19 protein-coding genes are annotated in these 18,235 nt (G+C 51.1%); 14 read left to right on the forward strand and 5 right to left on the reverse strand.

The features are described from left to right. The first annotated feature begins 238 nt into the window (after positions 1-238). Together CO251_RS06880 and CO251_RS06885 are read left to right on the forward strand one after the other, a co-directional pair. Complete coding sequence (locus tag CO251_RS06880; protein WP_103375071.1) at positions 239-1,138, forward strand: heme o synthase; 900 nt, start codon at positions 239-241, stop codon at positions 1,136-1,138. 142 nt (positions 1,139-1,280) lie between these two features. After that, positions 1,281-2,609: an MFS transporter gene (locus CO251_RS06885; RefSeq protein ID WP_103375072.1), complete on the forward strand. Its 1,329-nt coding sequence runs from the start codon at positions 1,281-1,283 to the stop codon at positions 2,607-2,609. On the opposite strand, the gene CO251_RS17180 is transcribed toward CO251_RS06885, so the two are convergent. After that, a complete protein-coding gene (locus tag CO251_RS17180; RefSeq protein WP_146039012.1) occupies positions 2,606-3,190 on the reverse strand; it encodes a hypothetical protein in 585 nt (194 codons plus the stop codon). The two genes, CO251_RS06885 and CO251_RS17180, sit on opposite strands and share 4 nt — an antisense overlap. 197 nt (positions 3,191-3,387) lie before the next feature. Between CO251_RS17180 and CO251_RS06895 the strand changes: the two genes are divergently transcribed. The 4 genes from CO251_RS06895 (at position 3,388) to CO251_RS06910 (ending at position 7,122) form a co-directional block, all read left to right on the forward strand. Beyond that, positions 3,388-3,678, forward strand: coding sequence for a hypothetical protein (locus tag CO251_RS06895; protein ID WP_103375074.1), 291 nt, complete (start codon positions 3,388-3,390; stop codon positions 3,676-3,678). A 380-nt stretch (positions 3,679-4,058) separates the two neighbouring features. Continuing rightward, a complete protein-coding gene (locus tag CO251_RS06900; RefSeq protein WP_103375075.1) occupies positions 4,059-5,861 on the forward strand; it encodes an alpha/beta fold hydrolase in 1,803 nt (600 codons plus the stop codon). A 61-nt stretch (positions 5,862-5,922) separates the two neighbouring features. Continuing rightward, positions 5,923-6,138, forward strand: coding sequence for an NfeD family protein (locus CO251_RS06905; protein ID WP_103375076.1), 216 nt, complete (start codon positions 5,923-5,925; stop codon positions 6,136-6,138). 12 nt (positions 6,139-6,150) lie between these two features. Then, positions 6,151-7,122 (forward strand): SPFH domain-containing protein, encoded by a 972-nt coding sequence (locus tag CO251_RS06910; protein ID WP_103375077.1) that lies wholly within the window; start codon positions 6,151-6,153, stop codon positions 7,120-7,122. A 61-nt stretch (positions 7,123-7,183) separates the two neighbouring features. Here CO251_RS06910 and CO251_RS06915 read toward each other — a convergent pair whose 3' ends face one another. After that, entirely contained in the window at positions 7,184-8,650 is a 1,467-nt protein-coding gene (locus CO251_RS06915) for a DHA2 family efflux MFS transporter permease subunit (RefSeq protein WP_242968394.1), read from the reverse strand. Between the two features lie 108 nt (positions 8,651-8,758). Between CO251_RS06915 and CO251_RS06920 the strand changes: the two genes are divergently transcribed. From CO251_RS06920 to CO251_RS06935, 4 genes are all read left to right on the forward strand, one after another. Beyond that, entirely contained in the window at positions 8,759-9,655 is an 897-nt protein-coding gene (locus CO251_RS06920) for a LysR family transcriptional regulator (RefSeq protein ID WP_103375079.1), read from the forward strand. A gap of 163 nt (positions 9,656-9,818) precedes the next feature. Next, the gene (locus tag CO251_RS06925; RefSeq protein ID WP_103375080.1) at positions 9,819-10,823 is read left to right on the forward strand and encodes an NAD(P)/FAD-dependent oxidoreductase; all 1,005 of its coding nucleotides are present in this window, start codon (positions 9,819-9,821) and stop codon (positions 10,821-10,823) included. Between the two features lie 160 nt (positions 10,824-10,983). Continuing rightward, entirely contained in the window at positions 10,984-11,502 is a 519-nt protein-coding gene (locus tag CO251_RS06930; RefSeq protein WP_158246219.1) for an HPP family protein, read from the forward strand. Positions 11,503-11,647: 145 nt separating this feature from the next. Beyond that, on the forward strand, positions 11,648-11,845 hold the full coding sequence (locus CO251_RS06935) for a hypothetical protein (protein ID WP_103375082.1): 198 nt from the start codon (positions 11,648-11,650) through the stop codon (positions 11,843-11,845). Here CO251_RS06935 and CO251_RS06940 read toward each other — a convergent pair. The 3 genes from CO251_RS06940 to trxB all read right to left on the reverse strand — a co-directional run bounded on the left by CO251_RS06940 (position 11,842) and on the right by trxB (position 13,722). Beyond that, the gene (locus CO251_RS06940; protein ID WP_103375083.1) at positions 11,842-12,132 is read right to left on the reverse strand and encodes a hypothetical protein; all 291 of its coding nucleotides are present in this window, start codon (positions 12,130-12,132) and stop codon (positions 11,842-11,844) included. The two genes, CO251_RS06935 and CO251_RS06940, sit on opposite strands and share 4 nt — an antisense overlap. 245 nt (positions 12,133-12,377) lie before the next feature. Then, complete coding sequence (locus CO251_RS06945; RefSeq protein ID WP_103375084.1) at positions 12,378-12,647, reverse strand: ferredoxin family protein; 270 nt, start codon at positions 12,645-12,647, stop codon at positions 12,378-12,380. A gap of 115 nt (positions 12,648-12,762) precedes the next feature. Further along, positions 12,763-13,722 (reverse strand): thioredoxin-disulfide reductase, encoded by a 960-nt coding sequence (gene trxB / locus CO251_RS06950; protein WP_103375085.1) that lies wholly within the window; start codon positions 13,720-13,722, stop codon positions 12,763-12,765. Positions 13,723-13,975: 253 nt separating this feature from the next. Here trxB and CO251_RS06955 point away from each other — a divergent pair, with 253 nt between their 5' ends. The 4 genes from CO251_RS06955 to CO251_RS06970 all read left to right on the forward strand — a co-directional run bounded on the left by CO251_RS06955 (position 13,976) and on the right by CO251_RS06970 (position 18,225). Next, positions 13,976-15,397: an amidase family protein gene (locus tag CO251_RS06955; protein ID WP_242968397.1), complete on the forward strand. Its 1,422-nt coding sequence runs from the start codon at positions 13,976-13,978 to the stop codon at positions 15,395-15,397. 64 nt (positions 15,398-15,461) lie between these two features. Beyond that, positions 15,462-16,310, forward strand: a complete 849-nt coding sequence (locus tag CO251_RS06960; RefSeq protein WP_103375086.1) for a cytochrome c oxidase assembly protein — start codon at positions 15,462-15,464, stop codon at positions 16,308-16,310. A 36-nt stretch (positions 16,311-16,346) separates the two neighbouring features. Beyond that, positions 16,347-17,168 carry a histidinol-phosphatase gene (locus CO251_RS06965; protein WP_103375087.1) on the forward strand — a complete coding sequence of 274 codons (822 nt, stop codon included), beginning with the start codon at positions 16,347-16,349 and terminating at the stop codon, positions 17,166-17,168. A gap of 94 nt (positions 17,169-17,262) precedes the next feature. Further along, positions 17,263-18,225, forward strand: coding sequence for a multidrug resistance efflux transporter family protein (locus CO251_RS06970; protein WP_103375485.1), 963 nt, complete (start codon positions 17,263-17,265; stop codon positions 18,223-18,225). Positions 18,226-18,235: the final 10 nt, after the last annotated feature.

Genomic DNA, 18,235 nt, shown 5'->3' on the forward strand with positions numbered 1-18,235 from the left:
TCAGTGTCGACAAAAGCGACAAGGCGGCGAAGACGTCCGCCAGTGGGCGTCGGCCGGGCGCGAGTTCGGACCAGCCCCCGTCGATTCCGGGTTGATTAAGGAGGAGGCTGGTATGCAAATGCCAGCCTTTCCATATTCACCGCTTGGCAAATAGGAAGCGGCAAGTTATAGTTAGTTCGATAGTATTACTAATTGAGTGCCCAATTTTGGGCACAAGCTACAAATGGAGGTCGCGCTAATGTACGCCCAGTCGGTATCTGTCCCGCGGAGCTTCTCGTCTGTCTTGATGGACTACGTGACGCTCATGAAACCACGAATTATTTCTTTATTGGTCGTGACCGCCTATTGCGCCATGGTTGTCGGGGCAGGCCGCCTGCCTTCTATTGGACTGACGCTGTTGACGCTGGGAGGTCTTACGTTGTCGAGCGGTGGAGCTCACGCTGTCAATATGTGGTACGATCGTGATATTGATAAGGTGATGCGCCGCACGAAAATGCGTCCTGTAGCACAAGGTCGAATCCCTGGTTCGCATTCCTTGGCATTTGGCATCATATTGCAAGCGATATCCTTTGTCGGATTGGGCCTATGGGTCAATTGGACTACGGCGTTGTGTTCATTAGGCGGGTTTTTATTCTATGTTTTCATTTATACAATGTGGTTAAAGCGACGGACGCCTCAAAATATTGTTATCGGTGGTGCAGCAGGAGCCTTTCCGCCTTTGGTGGGGTGGGCTGCTGTCACGGGTACAATTGGTTGGCCCGCTATTTTGATGTTTTTAATAATCTTTTTATGGACGCCACCACACTTTTGGGCACTGGCCTTATATAAGCAGGATGATTACCGTAAAGCCGCTATTCCCATGATGCCCGTAGTTCGCGGCGAGCACGTGACAAAAGTGCAAAGCATGGTGTACACATGGTTGCTCTTAGCTGCTTCAGTGGCCCTATATTTTACGGGTACGGTGACATGGGTATACTTGGCAATTGCTGTAGCACTTGGAGTTACCTTTATTGGCTATCATGTTTTTTTGCTCCGGGAGCATGAGCCTGATACAATATGGGCCAAGCGGACCTTTAAATTTTCTTTGCTGTACATGATGGCGATTTTCTTTGCCATGGTTGTTGCGATTCCGCACTAACTGCAATGGAAAGAGTCAACAGGCCACGTGCCCGTGGCCTGTTTTTAATGTACTGGTAGTGATAGTAAAATTTGAAAGTGGGAAAACTGGTGTTGCCGGGGTATAGTGGGACAGAAGACAAGCAAGGGAGGGAGGATCTGGGGTGAAACCGAATTACAAAGTCTTGACGGTGTATCTACTTGGTGTGTTTATCGGCGCTTTGGATACAAACGTATTAGGCCCGGTCTTTCCTGTGATTGCGCGGAGCTTTCATGTGACGCTCGAAGGCGCTGCGTGGACAGTGACGGCCTACACGGTTGCTTATATTGGCTCGACGGTTATGGCGGGCGCACTGGGTGACCGATTGGGACACCGCAAGGTGTTTATTTGGGGAGTGAGTTTGTTTGCCCTGGCCTCGCTGACGGCGGCCTTAAGCCGGGTGTTTACCTTATTTGTCATCGCGCGAATTGTGCAAGGAGCGGGTGCCGGAGCGGTCTATCCTAACGGACAGGCCGAGGGCTTAAAACAGTTTCCACCCGAAAAACATGGAATGGCGTTAGGGATGTTTGGAGCGGTTTTTGGATTGGCTAGTATTATTGGTCCAACGCTTGGCGGTGTCTTGGGTCAGTATTTTGGATGGCCTGCCGTGTTTATTATTAACTTGCCAATTGCTTTAATTGTCTTGGCCATGTTGCGGAAAGCACCGCCCTCGGAAATTGTCACGCGCCCTTTGCCCGATTGGGTTGGTGGGTCAAGTTTCAGCGCCGGTCTGGCGAGCGTGCTGTTGGTATTGATGGGCCAAGGGACTGTCCGTCTTGTGTTTTTGGTATTGGCGGTCTTTTTCTTTGGGATTATGGCATGGCGGCAAAAAGTGGCTCGGACGCCGTTTTTGGATACAACACCGTTGGCCAATAAGGCTGGCATTGCGGTAATGGTCGGAGCGGGCCTTATTGGTTTAGACATGTCTGCGGCGATCTTTGTTCCTGCTTTAGTGCAGGCCGACTTGCATTACTCGGTACTGGAGTCGGGGCTCGCGCTCTTGCCAGCTGCCTTTACAGGGGCCCTGCTGGCAGGGGCAGGGGGTGTGATGGTGGATCGCGTGGGAGCTAAACGTATTCTTGCCGTCGGACTAGCAGCAGCGGCTATTGGTGGCGTTTTATTAGCATGGCCGCCGTTGACATTTTTACGATTTATTTTGGCTATGATAGCACTGGGCATGGGGACCGCGTTCACTATGGGAGCTCCGCTAAATCGCTTGGCGTTGGATTTGTACCGATCAGAGCAAGCAGGCGAAGCGTTGTCCTTGATGGCGGTATTTCGCGCCACAGGCCTCGCGGCGGGGCCTATTTTGCTTACCGCTGCTAAAGTCCTGCACGGATTTACCGGTATGTACGGAGCTGTTGCACTCGCCTCCGTGCTCGGGGTCTTTGTCTTTCTTGTGGTGCCTGAGAAGCCGCGGGGTATGGGCCCGGCGTTTATTCAGAAAACCTAAGGTGTCCCAAAGGCCGCTTCAATCGTGCTAGCAGGCGTTGTACCTTGAAATGAGCGCGTAATTTGTCCGTGCTGATTTAAAAGGAAAATGGCGGGAATCATTTCCGCTTTTTTAGCAAAGGGAGTGGCGTCGGTCGGGTCGATTGTGAACGCCGAGAGAGGAAGATGATAGATGGCCGCATATTCCTGCAAGGTGTGGTCAAGGGCTTTTATTCCCGACCGACTAGCTCCATAAAATGGCCCCGTCCCATCATGCCCCGCGGCGGCGTTATTGGCCGGGCCGGCCACTCCAATCCCTCCCCGGGGTGAAATATCGACGAGAGCTATGCGGATATGGTGCGCCTGACCCCAGTGAAAGAGCTGGGGTTCTTGCCACTTAGCTTCCCATGCGCAGTATTTGCACCATGAGGCCATGGCGATGACAACGGCCCCGTTAGTATCTACGAAAGAAGTCTTCTGCCACTTATCTGCAGCGACGGACCACACTTTATATTTGGGCGCCGCCTGGGGGGCCGTGCCACACCCTGAGAGCCCGAGAACGGATAGGGAGATGAAAATACTAGCACGTAAACGTATGTGCACAATGCTACACCTCGCGTGTTTTGTGGTTATTGTAGCATGCCCAGTTCGGTCGGACTAGTTTTCATGGCTAGGGGATAGCGGAAGAGTTTGTCTGCCAAATAATGGGGCATATTGATTCTATAAGAAATTTCTTTTATTATATAATTCATATCTGTTGTTAGCCTAACATTCAGACAACGGCAGTGGGAGTGGTACAAATGGGCACGGTGGTATTGAGCGCTGTCGGGGTCGACGTGGGTGATGCCTTGTGGATACTCATTCCGACAGCAATGTTTGTCAGTTTCGGATGGTGGATGCTTAAGTGGCTAGGTAATGGGCCAAAAGAATCAGCCTACGGCGATGAGTATCCGAAATGGTTGCAGCCGCCGTCTGAGGACAGACCCCGCACATTACCTCCCACATGGGCAGTAATTCGGGGAGGAAAGCGCAATACTGCCGTTACGGTACGTCCAAGGCGCAAGACCGAAAGCCACCATAGTTCTTCTTAATCGCATCCCACCCGAATAGCCGACTGTTCGGGTGGTTTTGCATGTGAGCTCTGATTTCTCTATCCGCCCATAAAAGGACTCATTTCCGTCTCTTCCTTTCAGGTTATGACGTGGACTCTTTTCGTGTGTATCGAGGCGTCTTAGTATGAGCGTTTTTGGATGGGTATCGCTGCGAACCACGAAACGATGTTGCTAAAGAGCCCCCGAAGCACGTTTGTTGTCCGATCTCCGGTATGTTAGCGACTCGGTGTAGCATCCAAGCGACATCGTTTGAGATGTGGATCCGTTGTACCAAGGTTTAGACCTTGGTGAAATTACGGGTGACTCGACATTGAGGGTCCGTGCAAAAACATTCATACTAGAGACCAAGGGGTGATTTTATGAGTGAATGGGAGTTTAATCCACCAGATTTAGAGGATTTTTTTCGCTATGCCACGATTAGTGCCTATGCCGCTAGCGAGGATGGCGCCCAGATTGTTCTTGGAACAAATTTAGGCGGCGTTTTTGATGTGTGGGGTGTGCGACCCGAAGTGGGATATCCTCACCAACTGAGTCATATGGGGCAAATGGTTCACGACTTGCATTATGACCCGCAAGGTCGATACATACTGGTGAGTGCTGATCACGACGGGGACGAGAATACCCAATTATATTTACTACCACCGCGTGGGGGTTCTCTTAAACCCTTGCGTACCGCGCCAGGGCATCGACATATTGTTCTTCATGTATCTAAGGATGGGAACCGCATTTACTATGCTTCCGATAAAGAGAATGCCCTGTTTATGAACAACTACCGGTTCCATCTTGACACTGGTCAAGAAGAAACATTGATTGTGGGCGCCGAAGGACCCACCTATATTGCTCAGGTGTCGGAAGATGAGACATGGGTTGTTGTGTTGAAGATGTTCTCTAACACATACGTGATGGGACTCTACGGAAAACTGGGTGAGGACACGATGCGTCCGTTGGTTCCAGATCCATCCATCCCCCATGTCATCTATGGGGCACAGTTTTACAAAGAAAGCACCATTTTTGTCACGACCAATTATCAAGAAGAGTTTAGCTATCTAGCCCGGTATGATATCGCGACAGGCACGTTAACTAAGCTTATCGCTCAAGAACGCGAGGATTTGCGCGATATTCAAATCGACCGTAAGCGAAACCGGCTATTTATTATGGGGACAGGTGGCGTAGAAGATCACCTCTATATGGTGGATTTAGACAGCGATGATTGGGTCTTGCAATCATGGCCTCTCCCTGTGAGCGTCGTCGCGAATTGGAGCGTTACCAATGACGGAGTGGTTTATGTTTTAGGGCAATCGGAAATTCTCCCCAATAACTTATACCGTGCGGAACCGTTTCACGCTTGGACTCCGTTGACGGATAATCGCTCCATGGGCATCTCCCCTGCGACAGCCACCAAGGCGACTATTGTTCGTTATCCTTCTTTTGATGGCACGCTTATCGAAGCCTTGTGGTTTTCACCCCAAGCTGACCGTCGCAATGGGTATACCATTATTTGGCCGCACGGGGGCCCGCAAGCGGCCGAACGCAAACAATTTCGTAGCGTTGTCCAGTATTTGGTGAGTCAAGGTTATCAGTTTTTTGCTCCGAATTTTCGCGGGAGTACCGGATATGGAAAGAGTTTTGCGCGCCTCGTAGAAGGTGATTGGGGAGATGGGCCGCGGCGTGACCTGATTGCCGGAATTGAATGGTTGATAGAGCAGAGAATGGTTGAGCCTGGGCATTTGTTCCTGCTTGGAGGAAGTTACGGGGGGTATATGAGTCTACTGCTCCATGGACGGCATAGTGAATATTTTCGTGCGGTGGTGGATTTGTTTGGGCCTTCAGACTTACGCACCTTTTATCATTCCGTGCCAGATTCCTGGAAACCCGTGATGAATCAATTTTTGGGCAATCCCGAAGAAAATCCGGAGAAATTTGTTGAAGACTCACCTATAACGTATGTGGAATATATGACACGACCGATGCTCGTCATTCAAGGGGCCAATGATCCTCGGGTTGTTCAACACGAATCAGACCAACTGGTCGATGCGTTGCGCAAACGCGGACGAGATATTGAGTATATGGTGTTGCCTGATGAAGGACATGGTTTTAGCAAAAAGGAAAACGAGATCGCGGTGTACCGCCAGATTGTGGATTTCCTTAAACGTCATCAATGACACACCACGCTGAGATGACTATGATTAAAGCAAGTACTGTCAAACAACGCAGGTGAGGGAGATGTCATATCGGTCTACGGTTGACCAACTTGTCGGGGCGCCTGGGATAGCCATAACAGCCATTCCTGAAGACCGAACTGGTCTGGGCATTGTGAAGGTGAATGGCCAGCAATGGTCGGCGGCAACCGAGGATCCGGTCGCTATCGCGGCCGGTACAAAGGTGTGGGTTGTCGCGCGTGACCGGGTGGTCCTGATCGTTGTCGCGGCCCTGTCTTGAAAGGGAGTGCCCATGATGGTCGAGTTTTTGATTGGAATGGTATTAATCGTTGTCGTGTTGATTTTGCGGGGGACTTTACGCATCGTCCCGCAAGGCTCTGTAGGGGTTATTCAACGTCTAGGAAAATTTCATCACGAAGCGCCGCCTGGCTTGACGATTAAACTGCCGTTGGTCGACTCGTTAAAACTCGTGAGTACGAAATCAGTCACGGTGGCCTTATCTCCTGAACCGGTTATCACAGCGGACAACGTGAGCCCTGTGATTGATGCGTACTTTTTATATCAAGTCGTCGATGCAAAAAGCTACCTCTATGAAATTGCAAACCCGGAGCTCGCCATTAAGAACATTGTGTCGTCGACCCTGCGTTCGGAGGTGGGGCAGCGTAAGCTGGCCGAGGTTATGACACATAGGGAGCAGATTAATACGGCATTGCGCAACGAATTAGATGAGATAACAGGACCTTGGGGGATTCGCATTGTTCAGGCTTCGATTCGCCAGGTGGATTTGACTGACGAAATGCAAAAAGCGATGGAGGCTCAGAAGAAGGCGGATGCCAATAAATTAGCAGCTATTGAACAGGCGCAGGGACAGAAGGAAGCAAGCATTTTGCAAGCGGAAGGCATGCGGCAAGCCGCCATTGCGCAAGCCGAAGGAGACAAGCAAGCTATTGTCATGCGGGCCGAAGCCGCGAAACAAGCCCGTATTTTTGAGGCAGAAGCGGAGTCCATTGCCATTCGCAAATTGGCTGAGGCCCAAGCAGAGGCGACTCGCGTGATGAATACTGCAGTCTTGAGCCTCGCTGAAAACGAAGATCATGATTGGCGCCCAGAACGCATGCATGCGTTGTTGCAATTGAAGTCCCTTGAAACGTTAACCACTGTTGGCCAATCGCCGTCCTCTAAGCTCATCTTGCCCGGGGATGTGACAGGATTGGCAAGCTTGGTTGATATCTTGCGTCCGCAAGATACGGGTGCGAATTCTTAATCACCAAAGGGAGCAGACCAGGCTCCATCTGCTTTGGTCTGCTCCCTTTGGTCTGTTGGTATTATTGACTGGCCGCGTGGGCTTCATGTAGCGCCGCCGCGTGCTTGGGCTCCCTCAAAAATGATAAGGCCGCAGAGATAAAGGCCATCATCGCCATAACCGAAAAGGCCAGGCTCAAGCCGCGTAAAAAGTTTGTCAACGCCGTATGGTCAACATGGGCGGGTTGACCCGAAAAAATGGCCAACATGACGGGGTGTGGTACTGTGGACGCTACAAGCGCCAAGACCATGCCAATCGAAAAGACGTTGCCGGTATTTAAAAGCATGGTCCGGGTACCGGCAGCAATTCCCCGTTCATGAGCGTTGACCGCGCGCATAATGGCACTGGTATTCGGGGAGTTAAACAAGCCGTTGCCGATGCCGGCGATAACCAACCATGAGGCAATATCGATATAGGGCGTGTTGAGAGAAATTGTGGTGGCAAACCCAATAAGCCCTATCCCCATGACGATGGCGCCAGCTGTGGCCAACATACGGGCCCCAATGCGGTCCGCAAACCATCCCGACACGGGGGCAATGATTCCCATGGCCATGGCCATGGGAATGACGGAAATGCCGGCTTCTAAGGCATCTTCCCCACGAGCGCCTTGAAAATAAAAGATGAACAGCAGAACGATCGCCCCGCGAGCCATGGCAATAAACAAATTAGAGAGGTTTCCCATGGCGAATGCCCGGATGCGAAATAATGAGAGGTTTAAAAGGGGGCTCGGCGCGGTGTTTTCCCAACGAATGAAGAACACAAATCCAGCTGCCGCACTTATGGCTGCGATTAAAACGACCGGGGCGTGCCATCCAACGATCCCGCCCCATGTTATCGCGATAAGGGCCCCTAACAAGCTCAACATATAACTAACGTTGCCAGCGAAATCGATGCGCTGTCCTTGTAAAGGTTTCGTTACGTCATGCAGCTGGCGCGCAGCCCACAAGGTTCCCAGGATACCCACGGGGACATTGAACCAGAAGACCCACCGCCAATTGAACAACGTGACTAATAGCCCCCCCAATACGGGACCTAATACCATGCCGACGGCGATGACAATACTATTAATGCCGAGGGCGAGTCCTAACTGTTTTCGAGGAAAGGCGTCGGCCACAATAGCAGTGGCATTGCCCAATACCAGGGAACCTCCGATTGCCTGAATGGCACGGATTATCAACAAAGCTAGCCCGTTAGATACAAAACCGGCGGCCAAACTGGCCGTGGTAAAGAGCGCAAACCCCGCAACATACCACCGCTTGCGTCCGTACATGTCAGAAAAGCGTCCGACCGTGAGCACCAATATGGTTTGGGTGACCATGTAAGACAGCATGACCCAAATTGCCAACAATGATGACATATGTAGCACACGAATCAATGTCGGCAGGGCCACTAACAACGTGGTGTCGTTCAGCACAGCCATAAACATTCCCATGCTGGTTGCCGACAACGCCCACCATTTATAGGCCGAATCCGGTACGTGTCTGTTCAATGCGGTCACCTCCGTTCTTTTTCTTACTTTATTAAAGACCGCATTCTGTAGACGACCAAGGCATTTTGGGGTATACATAGATATAGAAATAATTTATAGGAGAAAGTGATGGATATCACGCTACGACAGTTAACATGTCTCGTAGCGGTCGCTGATCATGGATCCATTTCTGCGGCCGCTCAAGCCCTTGATGTGGCTCAGCCGACAGTGACTCATCAAATCCAATTACTCGAAGATTTCATTGGGCATCGGCTAATAGACCGGAGCGCCAGAGGGATTACCGTCCGCGCAGAGGGGCAAATCGTTGTCGATCGCGCTCGAGCCATTTTACGGGACGTCGGATCCTTAGCCGACGATTTGGAGGATATCCGCAAAGTTCATGGCGATGTCAAATTGGGCATTATACCAACGGCCTCAGCGTCGCACTTTCCCTTTGTCTATCGTCGTATGCTGACCTTATATCCTGATGTTCATTTGGTTGTGTCGGAGGGCCGTTCGTTGGATTTGGTGGAACAAGTCCGCCAAGGTGATCTGGATTTGGCGGTTGTCACCTTGCCTATTCATTACACGGATATCGATATTGTCCCGTTATGGCGTGAAGAACTCGTCGTGATTGACAGTGCCCAGTCAGGGTTTGCTGAGGAGCCCTTATTGGTGAAAACGTTGGGGGGATATCCTTTTATTGGTCTCGATGCCGGCACAGGTTTGCAGCGTACGGTCCTATCTCTGTTTCACGAGCATGGGATTCAACCGAACATTATCTTTCAAGCGACCAGTATTGCTACGGTCATTGGATTTGTGGCCTCCGGTCTGGGGATTTCCATTGTTCCGAATCAGGCGGTTCGGGTATTTGCGGATGTGGGCCAGGTCGTCGTGAGGCACTTGAATCCGACCGCTTTCCGCCAACTTGCGTTAATCCATCGCCCCCTAGATACGATGAGTACGGCGCTTCGCGTGATTTCCCAAACATTCGCCGCACAAGCACGACGTTTTCCGCAAGGCTGAACGTCAACACGTGGTGCAGAATTCTTGCCAACAACGACTTAATACGCTAAATTAAATGACTAAAGTGCTTTTTTGCATCATCTAGTGCCTGAGTCTTGTACATGGAGGAGCCGTAGCTGTCTGCGGTCGGCATGCCGCCTGGAAGAGCCGGGGAACTACAGAGTTGGAGGCGGTTAGGACGGAACTATTTGACTTAACGATAGTTGGTGGAGGCCCGGTGGGCATGTTTGGTGCCACATTAGCCAGCCTTCACGGCATGAAAGTAAAAATTATTGAGAGTTTGCCGGAATTAGGAGGGCAATTATACGCCCTATATCCTGAAAAGCCTGTGTACGACGTGGCGGGATTTCCTGCTGTACCGGCAAAAGACCTTGCTCTGAGCCTAGTCGCGCAAATGGAGCGCTACCGGCCCGAAGTGGTGTTGAAGGAGTCCGTTGAAACGGTAGAAGCGTTGGCGGATGGCACGTTCCTTTTACATTCGAACAAGGGTGTACACGGTACGCGGGCAATTTTGTTGGCCGTGGGTATTGGGTCCTTTTTGCCGCGGCGAATCCCCGCTCAAGGGGCGGAGAGTTGGGAAGGGAAGGGCCTGCATTATTTTGTGCCTCCCTTAGATACGTTTGCGGGCCAACATGTGTTGGTTGTCGGGGGCGGAGACACGGCCGTGGACTGGGCTTTAGCTGTGGCGGGCAAGGCGCGGCAGGTGACGGTGGTGCATCGTCGGAATGAATTTCGTGCCCAAGAGGACAGCGTGCGACAGATGCACGAGACGGACAATATCAACGTGGTCACGCCCGCTGAAGTTGAAGAGATTTTAGGGGCGGACGAGGTTTCGGGTGTGCGTATTCGCCATCAAGAAAAGGGTTCGCACGAATTGAATGTGGATGCAATTATCGGAGGTTTGGGCTTTCATCCGGATTTGGGTCCTGTGAAAACTTGGGGGCTTGAATTAAAAGGTTCGACCATTAAGGTGGCGCCAGAGTCGATGATGACGACTCGACCGGGCATTTGGGCCGTAGGGGACGCCGCTTTTTACCCCGGTAAGGTGAAACTAATTGCGACGGGATTTGGTGAAGTAGGAATTGCCGTGGCACAAATTCGCACCTTCTTGCACCCAGGTGTCAGCGGGCTGCCTCACAGCACAACGCTTAAGAACAAGAATCGTTAAGGGGTTGTGGAATATTTCCGATCGCCGCCTCGGGTAACCGGGAGCGGCTTTTTTCTTGTTCACTGATGTGTGTCTCAGCCGAAAAATCCCTCAGCTATCTAGGATCCATGGGGGAATGACATGGTACACTATTTGCGGCGGAAAAGGAGGGCCAGATATCATGTGGCATCACCGACTGCATTATCATCGGTTTCAATTGCCTTGGTTTGTTTACGTGTGGTTTTTTCTTATTTTGGGGCTTTTTGCTGCCGTAGATCATCTCCCATGGCGAGTGACCGCATTTCTTGTGCCACCTTTTGGCGCAACGCTTAGCCTCATCGTGTCGTTACCGCAACAACACGTGTCGCAGCCCTTTCCCATCATTGCCGGGGGCACTGTGGGCGCTGGGATTGGCAGTCTGATTGCTCTATGGGGACACGGACCATTTCTGGCTGCGCTGGCAGCTTTGGTGGCGTTTGTCATTCTGCCGCCCCTGGGCATGTATTTTCCTCCGGCGGTGGCATTCGCCATTTTTCCTGTGCTGATTAAAACAAGCCCATGGTTTCCGTTCCTATCGGTCTTTCCCTTTACGGTGGTCGCGACGGGCTCGTCCGCTCTTTTGAGTCGATATTGGAAAGGGTGGCCGTCGTATCCTTATGGAAGCCACGCGGAGCCACTGTCCACAGAAAAATCTCTGTAGACATTACGAAAGCACACAAATTTAAGAAAAAAGCGAGGAAAGGCTATACTTCTGCGGGAAGATCGGCCATAATTCTTTATGCTCTATCTTGTCCACTATTGTCATGAAGCGGCACTCCGTGTCGTTTTCTGATGGAGGCGATACGATGGTTCTGCCTTTAACTTGTAAATTGAACCTATCCATTAAAACAGAAATTTATCAGGCACTTGCCGAAAAAGCACAAAGTTTACAGAAGGATGAAGATACGCTGATTGCGGAAGCTCTTGAATGGTACCTTAATCCCGAGACCAACAAGGTGTCCAGTAATGCGCCGCGGATGGCCTTACAAAAAAGGCGATCCTAGCGGCGCGAGCTGTCCGTCATATGAGACTCTTTATTGCGGTACGCCGTAAGGTCAATAACCCGTCCGGGACGACGAGTACGTGGGGGCGCAATTTGGTGAGCGCGCATCCAAAATAACCAAAAGCCCAAGGCCGATTGGCCAATAAAGAATATCGCCGCAAGAGCTATAGTAATTCGCCATGACGTATGCATCGGCAAGCCTGATTCCGACCGAAACATGAGCACAAAAAGCGCAGTGCTAACCACGGGCCAAGCTAACCACAATAACCCTTTCCGATTAGAATCCATGTTAAACTCACCTCATATTCATGGTACGTCGTTTCACCATTTTTACGGATAGTCCCAAAGAACTATTCTTGGGGCGTCTTGTGATCTTTGGTGGGAACGACCGTGTTCCCGATGAAATGAGGCAATAGATGAATGCAAATTTTTAGCGGTGAAGAGCGTGCGGCGTAAGACTGCTTATAGTTCGCAGGGGATGTCAAAAAAAGCCGAGCGTTAAAAAGCGCTCGGCTGGAACACAACATAGAATGCTATTTTCGATAAAAGGCGGCATTGATTTCAATGTATTTTTCGTCTTCGGGAGCGAGGTCTTCCTCCATGAAGATGGCACCAACGGGGCATTCAGGGACACACGCGCCGCAGTCAATGCACACGTCAGGGTCGATATACAGTTGGGGCGTTGCTTCAAACGCCTCGTCTCCGTCCAAACTTTGCGCCGGGTGAATGCAGTCGACAGGACAAACTTCCACGCAGCTCTGATCTTTGGTGTCTTGGCATAACCCGGTAATGACATGAGCCATAAATCTTCCTCCTTAAATTGTGGGGGATGTCTCCCTAATAGTGCCGTAAAGCTCCCGAGCTGTCAAACAAAATTATGCAACGCACTGCATAAGAGGGCGCTTGTTGGGACGCCGTCTAATCGGGTTCCGACATGGACCAATCATAGACAAATGCGCCTTCAAGATACTTTTCCACATCCATGGCGGCTTTGCATCCGCTGCCAGCTGCCGTAATGGCTTGACGGTAGTGGGGATCCATCACGTCTCCACAGGCAAATATACCTTCGACGCTGGTCGCAGAATTATGCAAATTGGTTTTGAGGTACCCCACTTTGTCCGTTTTGAGTTGGTTATTGAGAAAGCTGGTGTTGGGCTTGTGACCAATGGCAATAAAAAGCCCTTCTGCGGGAATGATATGTTTTTGACCGGTTTTGTTGTCTTGGACTTCGAGACCCGTGACGTGATTGTCTTCCGACACGACACGAATGGGGGTCTGATCCATAGCCCATTTGATTTTCGGGTTCGCATGCGCCCTGTCTTGCATAACTTTTGAGGCGCGTAACGTTTCCCGGCGGTGGACGATGGTGACTTCGGAGGCGAATTTCGTCAGGAAGCTGGCCTCTTCCATGGCCGAGTCGCCGCCCCCGACAACGATAATGGGCTTATCCCGAAAGAAAAAACCATCACAGGTCGCACAAGTAGATACACCATGGCCAATCAATTCCGCTTCGCCGGGAATTCCCAGCATTTTGGCCGATGCTCCCGTAGAAATAATCAAAGCGTCAGCAGTGTACGCTTCATCGTCATTGACTGTAACGTGAAATGGACGGTTATGGGTATCGACGGCGGTGGCCATTCCAAAAACGAATTCCGCTCCGAAACGTTCGGCCTGTTTGCGCATGTTGTCCATCAGATCAGGACCTAAAATGGCGTCCGGGAACCCTGGGAAATTTTCAATTTCTGTTGTTAACGTCAGCTGGCCGCCTGGTTCGTTGCCTTCAATGACAAGCGGCTTTAAATTAGCCCGTGCGGCATAAATAGCAGCGGTGAGGCCTGCGGGGCCCGTACCCAGAATGATAACTTTACGCCGATCCATGAATATCACCTCATCTAATGACATGATGTCTCCGGTTATCTTGTCCCGAAGCCTCCAATTCAACCTGGGAATGCAGCTTGCCGCCCTGCATGTGTCGACGTCACGGACCATGATTGCTCAAGGGGGGTGCGCTCGCGTCCCATTTCAAGTGCCTGGCATTTCCAGTAATTTTTATGATACCCTTGGAGGGTATCGACGTCAATTCGGAGAATCGCCGGTGCGCATCCACAAATTAATGACGGGGGGTTCGCGTGTGTCAGCCATTCAGGAATTTTGGCAACGGCGCCATAAGGGATTGGAAACCGCGGAAGAGTGGGTCTGGACATGTTTAACCGCGATCGCGTCACACAATGCCCGGTTAAATGCTATTAAAGAACTAAATCCATATGCAATGGGTCTAGCGCAAACAGCTGACCGTACGTATGGCCAAGGGGCGGTGGGGCCGCTGCACGGGGTGCCGATTGTGGTGAAAGACAATGTCGCGGTGCAGTCGGACATGCATACAACAGCCGGATCATTGGCTTTGGCCGAGGCGTATGCGACGGGGGAGGCTTTTATTGTCCGAAAACTCCGTGCTGCGGGGGCTATTATTTTAGGCAAAACCAATTTAACGGAATGGGCGAATTTTATGGCAGACCATATGCCCAATGGGTACAGTGCTCTGGGGGGCCAAGTTTTGAATCCCTACGGGCCGGGAGTCTTCGATGTCGGCGGATCAAGCTCCGGGTCTGGGGCCGCTGTCGCAGCAGGAATGGCTCCTGTGGCCATTGGGACGGAAACATCGGGATCGATATTAAGCCCGTCTTCACAAAATTCTTTAGTGGGCATCAAGCCTACGGTAGGACTGGTGAGTCGTTCGGGGATTATTCCCATTGCGTATTCGCAAGATACCGCGGGCCCCATGGCCAAAACCGTGGCAGATGCGGCGCTAGTCTTAAGCGTATTACAAGGATACGACTCGGCTGACCCCGTCACCGCGATGGCCCCAGGATATCCCGATTACGTGAGGGATTTAGATCCCCAAGGCCTCCGTCAAGTGCGTATTGGCGTGCCGCGGCATATCTATTGGGACGATACGACAGACGAAGAGCGGGCCTTGTTTGAGCAGGCGTTGGATCTGATGCGCAGGCATGGGGCGACAATCATCGACCCGGCAGATATTGACACCGCGGGAGCTGATTGGACTTATGATGTCCTCTTATATGAATTCCGGGTCGCAGTGAACGCGTATTTAGCGCAATGGCTGCAAGGGGCGCCTCGGACATTGCAAGAGGTCATCGCATTTAATAGCAGTCATCCTGCTAAAGCGCTAAAATATGGACAGGCTGTACTTATTGAATCTGAAGGAACACAGGGACGCTTGACGGATGCACGTTACTTGCGTGGCCGCCACCAAGACCTCATATGGTCGCGCCAAGAAGGGATTGACCGGACCTTAGCTCGGCACGACCTCGATGCGCTCGTGTTTTTAGGTGCAAAAGGGGCTGACATTGCCGCGAGGGCCGGTTATCCGTCGGTCACCGTGCCATTAGGATATACGCGTGAGGGCCGCCCCTTGGCGATGACATTTACCGGAAGCGCGTTTCAGGAAGCGCGGCTCATACGTATGGCGTTTGCTTTTGAGCAAGCGAGCCAAGCACGCCGAGATCCACAAAAACCGCGGCTGACTGTGTAATTAGTCGCTATAATACTGAGCAGAACGAATGGGTTTGATTTAAGGGGCAAGTGAGGGTGAGTCAATGGCGTTCCTATTTCAGCATTATAATTTCTTTGCGTTATGGCACCCAGAAGTCATGCTGCTGGTTATCATCTTGTTGGTGGTATATTTTCAGCTTCTCGGGCCGCTAAAGGCGCGGTTTGGTGACGACCTGCCTGAGACGCCACTGTTGCAGAAAATTTATTTTGTCGCGGCTCTATTGACCTTTTATATTGCGATGGGGACGCCCGTAAAACTGATAGCCGATGACTACCTTTTTTCGGGGCACATGGTGCAATATGCATTGTTAAGCCTGGTATTGCCGCCATTATTATTGGCTGGGATTCCGCAATGGATGATGAATGCGCTGTGGAAAACGCGGTTTTGGTCAAGATTATTGCGCATTACCACGAACCCACCCTTTGCCATTATTGCCTTTAATGTGATTTTCTCTGCCATAGAATATCCGGCTTTGCTAGACGCCAGCTTACGGTTGGATTGGCTCTATGTCCTAGAATCGTATATTATGCTTTTTGCTGCTATCTTTATGTGGTGGCCCATTTTGGCTCCCATTGAACAGCGTAAAAATCGGCGCTTATCTGTGGTCCGCAAGCGAGGGTATTTGCCTGAATTAGGCATGATTTCCCGAGGCTATCAATTGGTGTATATTTTCTTCAACTTTGATTTAATGATGCCCGCCTTAGTGTATATTATTGACACAAGCAGTCCTTTTTACACATTTTATATTCATGCACCGCGCATTTTCGGTATATCTCCCCTTGCAGACCAGCAACTCGGGGTGCTAATTATGGGATTGTCGATGGCTACCGCGTATATTACCGCATTCATTGCGGCTTATACCAAATATGATGACTCCCATTGGTACGAGTAAAAATACAAAGCAAGGTTAGACAAAGGAGCGCTATGGATGTGGTTTGACCATCATGTGCATATGGAACATGGCCCATACTCGCCATTAGAATACCCTATTGCATGGTTGGAAGAGTTTCTCGCAGTGGGGGAAGGCCGTGGAGTGAGCGGCATAGGAATTGTAGAACATGCTTACCGCTTTACGGAGGCACAAGGGCTGTTGCCCGGAGAGTGGTCGCGCCAACGGTGTCGTTATCCTTTAGCGGGGTATACAGCGTTTTTGGATGTGGTGCGCCCTAGCTATCCCATCGCCGTCGGTTTGGAAATGGATTATGTTCCCGAAAACGAAAATGGCATTCGGACATTTTTGTCGCGGTATCCGTGGGATTTTGTTTTAGGGTCGATTCATTTTATTGGCGATTTTGGGCTGGACGTTAGCGAGATGAAAGAACAATATTTTCACCAGCCCGTGGAAGAAATCTGGACGCAGTATTATGCATATTCAATGAAGGCGGCGCAATCGGGTCTCTTTCAAGCGATTACTCACCCTGACTTGCCAAAAATTTATGGATTCCAGAAGCCACCTGAGTCCTTTTTGCTCGGCCTTTATCGGGAAGTTGTGGAAGTTTTAGCCGATATGGGTGTGGCGTTGGAGATAAATACCGCGGGTCTCAGACGGCCTGTTAAGGAAATTTATCCGCATCCCGCATTGCTTGCTGAAGCGAATAGAGCCCATGTGCCCATTACCTTTGCTTCGGACGCGCACGAACCAGAAAATGTTGGGCTGTATTTTCCACAGGCGCGGGTACTAGCTCGCGAAGCCGGGTATGATACCGTGGTATTTTTTGGTCCTCGCGGTATGGAGCACATTGCGTTGTAATGTCATCATACTATGGCAAAGGAGATATGGTTGAGAGAGGAAAGGAGAACGAGACACAGATCCGACCTGCTATCTGGTCTCTATGCAGAGTGTCATGAAAGCGATTGGGCTGGGTATCTTGGCGTCTTTGTTTTTTGCCAGTACGTTCGTCTTGAACCAAACCATGTCGCTTCATGGGGGTAGTTGGCTCTGGACGAGTTCGTTACGGTATTTTTATACCGTGCCTGTTTTGGCTATCTGGGTTGCATGGCGCGGGGAATTGCCCAAACTGGCCTCCTTGATGACTCGTCGGCCATGGCCTTGGTTTTTGTGGGGCACGGTTGGATTTGGTTTATTTTATGCCCCACTGACTTTTGCTGCTGCATATGGGCCATCATGGGCGGTGGCGAGCACGTTTCAACTCACCATCATTATTGGAAGTCTTCTTGTGCCCTTTACAACCCATCAGAAGATTCCTTGGCGTCACTTATGGCCCTCGGTGCCGATTCTTGCAGGGATCGCGATGGTGCAGTGGCAGAGTCATGTCGCGTTGAATCAATCGTTGTTTGTGAGCTTGGCCGCCGTTTTACTGTCAGCCGTAGCATATCCGTTAGGGAATCGGAAGATGATGGCATTGACGACTGGAGACATTTCCGCCGTAACTCGCATTTTAGGGATGACCATTGGTAGTTTGCCGTTTTGGATTGTATTGGCTGGGATTGCTTCGGTCTCAGCTGGAAGGCCACCCGTTTGGCAATGGGAAGAGACCTTTTGGGTAGCTATGTCATCAGGGATTGTGGCTACGGCACTTTTTTTCCGCGCCACCGACCAGGCTCAAGGCAGGCCGGACACGCTAGCTAAGGTGGAAGCCACGCAGTCTATGGAAATCGTGTTTACATTGTTGTTGGCCCTTATTTTTCACCTACCGGGCCATGCCGACGTGGCCAGTATAGCGGGCATGGCGTTGGTCATGGGAGGCATGGTATGGCATGCAGTGGGGCGTCCTCTTAGCAAATGGGGGCAAACTCGACCTGTAGCGGATGCGTCCAACGTCACGGCAAGCCTACTGGATGACTGAGAAGTCAGGG

The sequence above is a fragment of the Sulfobacillus sp. hq2 genome, assembly GCF_002903155.1.
GTDB classification, from domain to species: domain Bacteria; phylum Bacillota; class Sulfobacillia; order Sulfobacillales; family Sulfobacillaceae; genus Sulfobacillus; species Sulfobacillus thermotolerans.

What these genes read in the sequence shown, in the direction of transcription:
- CO251_RS06880 (WP_103375071.1), top strand. Translation starts at nt 239, where the DNA reads ATGTACGCCCAGTCGGTATCTGTCCCGCGGAGCTTCTCGTCTGTCTTG.
- CO251_RS06895 (WP_103375074.1), top strand. Translation starts at nt 3,388, where the DNA reads ATGGGCACGGTGGTATTGAGCGCTGTCGGGGTCGACGTGGGTGATGCC.
- CO251_RS06900 (WP_103375075.1), top strand. Translation starts at nt 4,059, where the DNA reads ATGAGTGAATGGGAGTTTAATCCACCAGATTTAGAGGATTTTTTTCGC.
- CO251_RS06905 (WP_103375076.1), top strand. Translation starts at nt 5,923, where the DNA reads ATGTCATATCGGTCTACGGTTGACCAACTTGTCGGGGCGCCTGGGATA.
- CO251_RS06910 (WP_103375077.1), top strand. Translation starts at nt 6,151, where the DNA reads ATGATGGTCGAGTTTTTGATTGGAATGGTATTAATCGTTGTCGTGTTG.
- CO251_RS06920 (WP_103375079.1), top strand. Translation starts at nt 8,759, where the DNA reads ATGGATATCACGCTACGACAGTTAACATGTCTCGTAGCGGTCGCTGAT.
- CO251_RS06930 (WP_158246219.1), top strand. Translation starts at nt 10,984, where the DNA reads ATGTGGCATCACCGACTGCATTATCATCGGTTTCAATTGCCTTGGTTT.
- CO251_RS06935 (WP_103375082.1), top strand. Translation starts at nt 11,648, where the DNA reads ATGGTTCTGCCTTTAACTTGTAAATTGAACCTATCCATTAAAACAGAA.
- CO251_RS06940 (WP_103375083.1), bottom strand. Translation starts at nt 12,132, where the DNA reads ATGGATTCTAATCGGAAAGGGTTATTGTGGTTAGCTTGGCCCGTGGTT.
- CO251_RS06945 (WP_103375084.1), bottom strand. Translation starts at nt 12,647, where the DNA reads ATGGCTCATGTCATTACCGGGTTATGCCAAGACACCAAAGATCAGAGC.
- trxB (WP_103375085.1), bottom strand. Translation starts at nt 13,722, where the DNA reads ATGGATCGGCGTAAAGTTATCATTCTGGGTACGGGCCCCGCAGGCCTC.
- CO251_RS06960 (WP_103375086.1), top strand. Translation starts at nt 15,462, where the DNA reads ATGGCGTTCCTATTTCAGCATTATAATTTCTTTGCGTTATGGCACCCA.
- CO251_RS06965 (WP_103375087.1), top strand. Translation starts at nt 16,347, where the DNA reads ATGTGGTTTGACCATCATGTGCATATGGAACATGGCCCATACTCGCCA.
- CO251_RS06970 (WP_103375485.1), top strand. Translation starts at nt 17,263, where the DNA reads ATGAAAGCGATTGGGCTGGGTATCTTGGCGTCTTTGTTTTTTGCCAGT.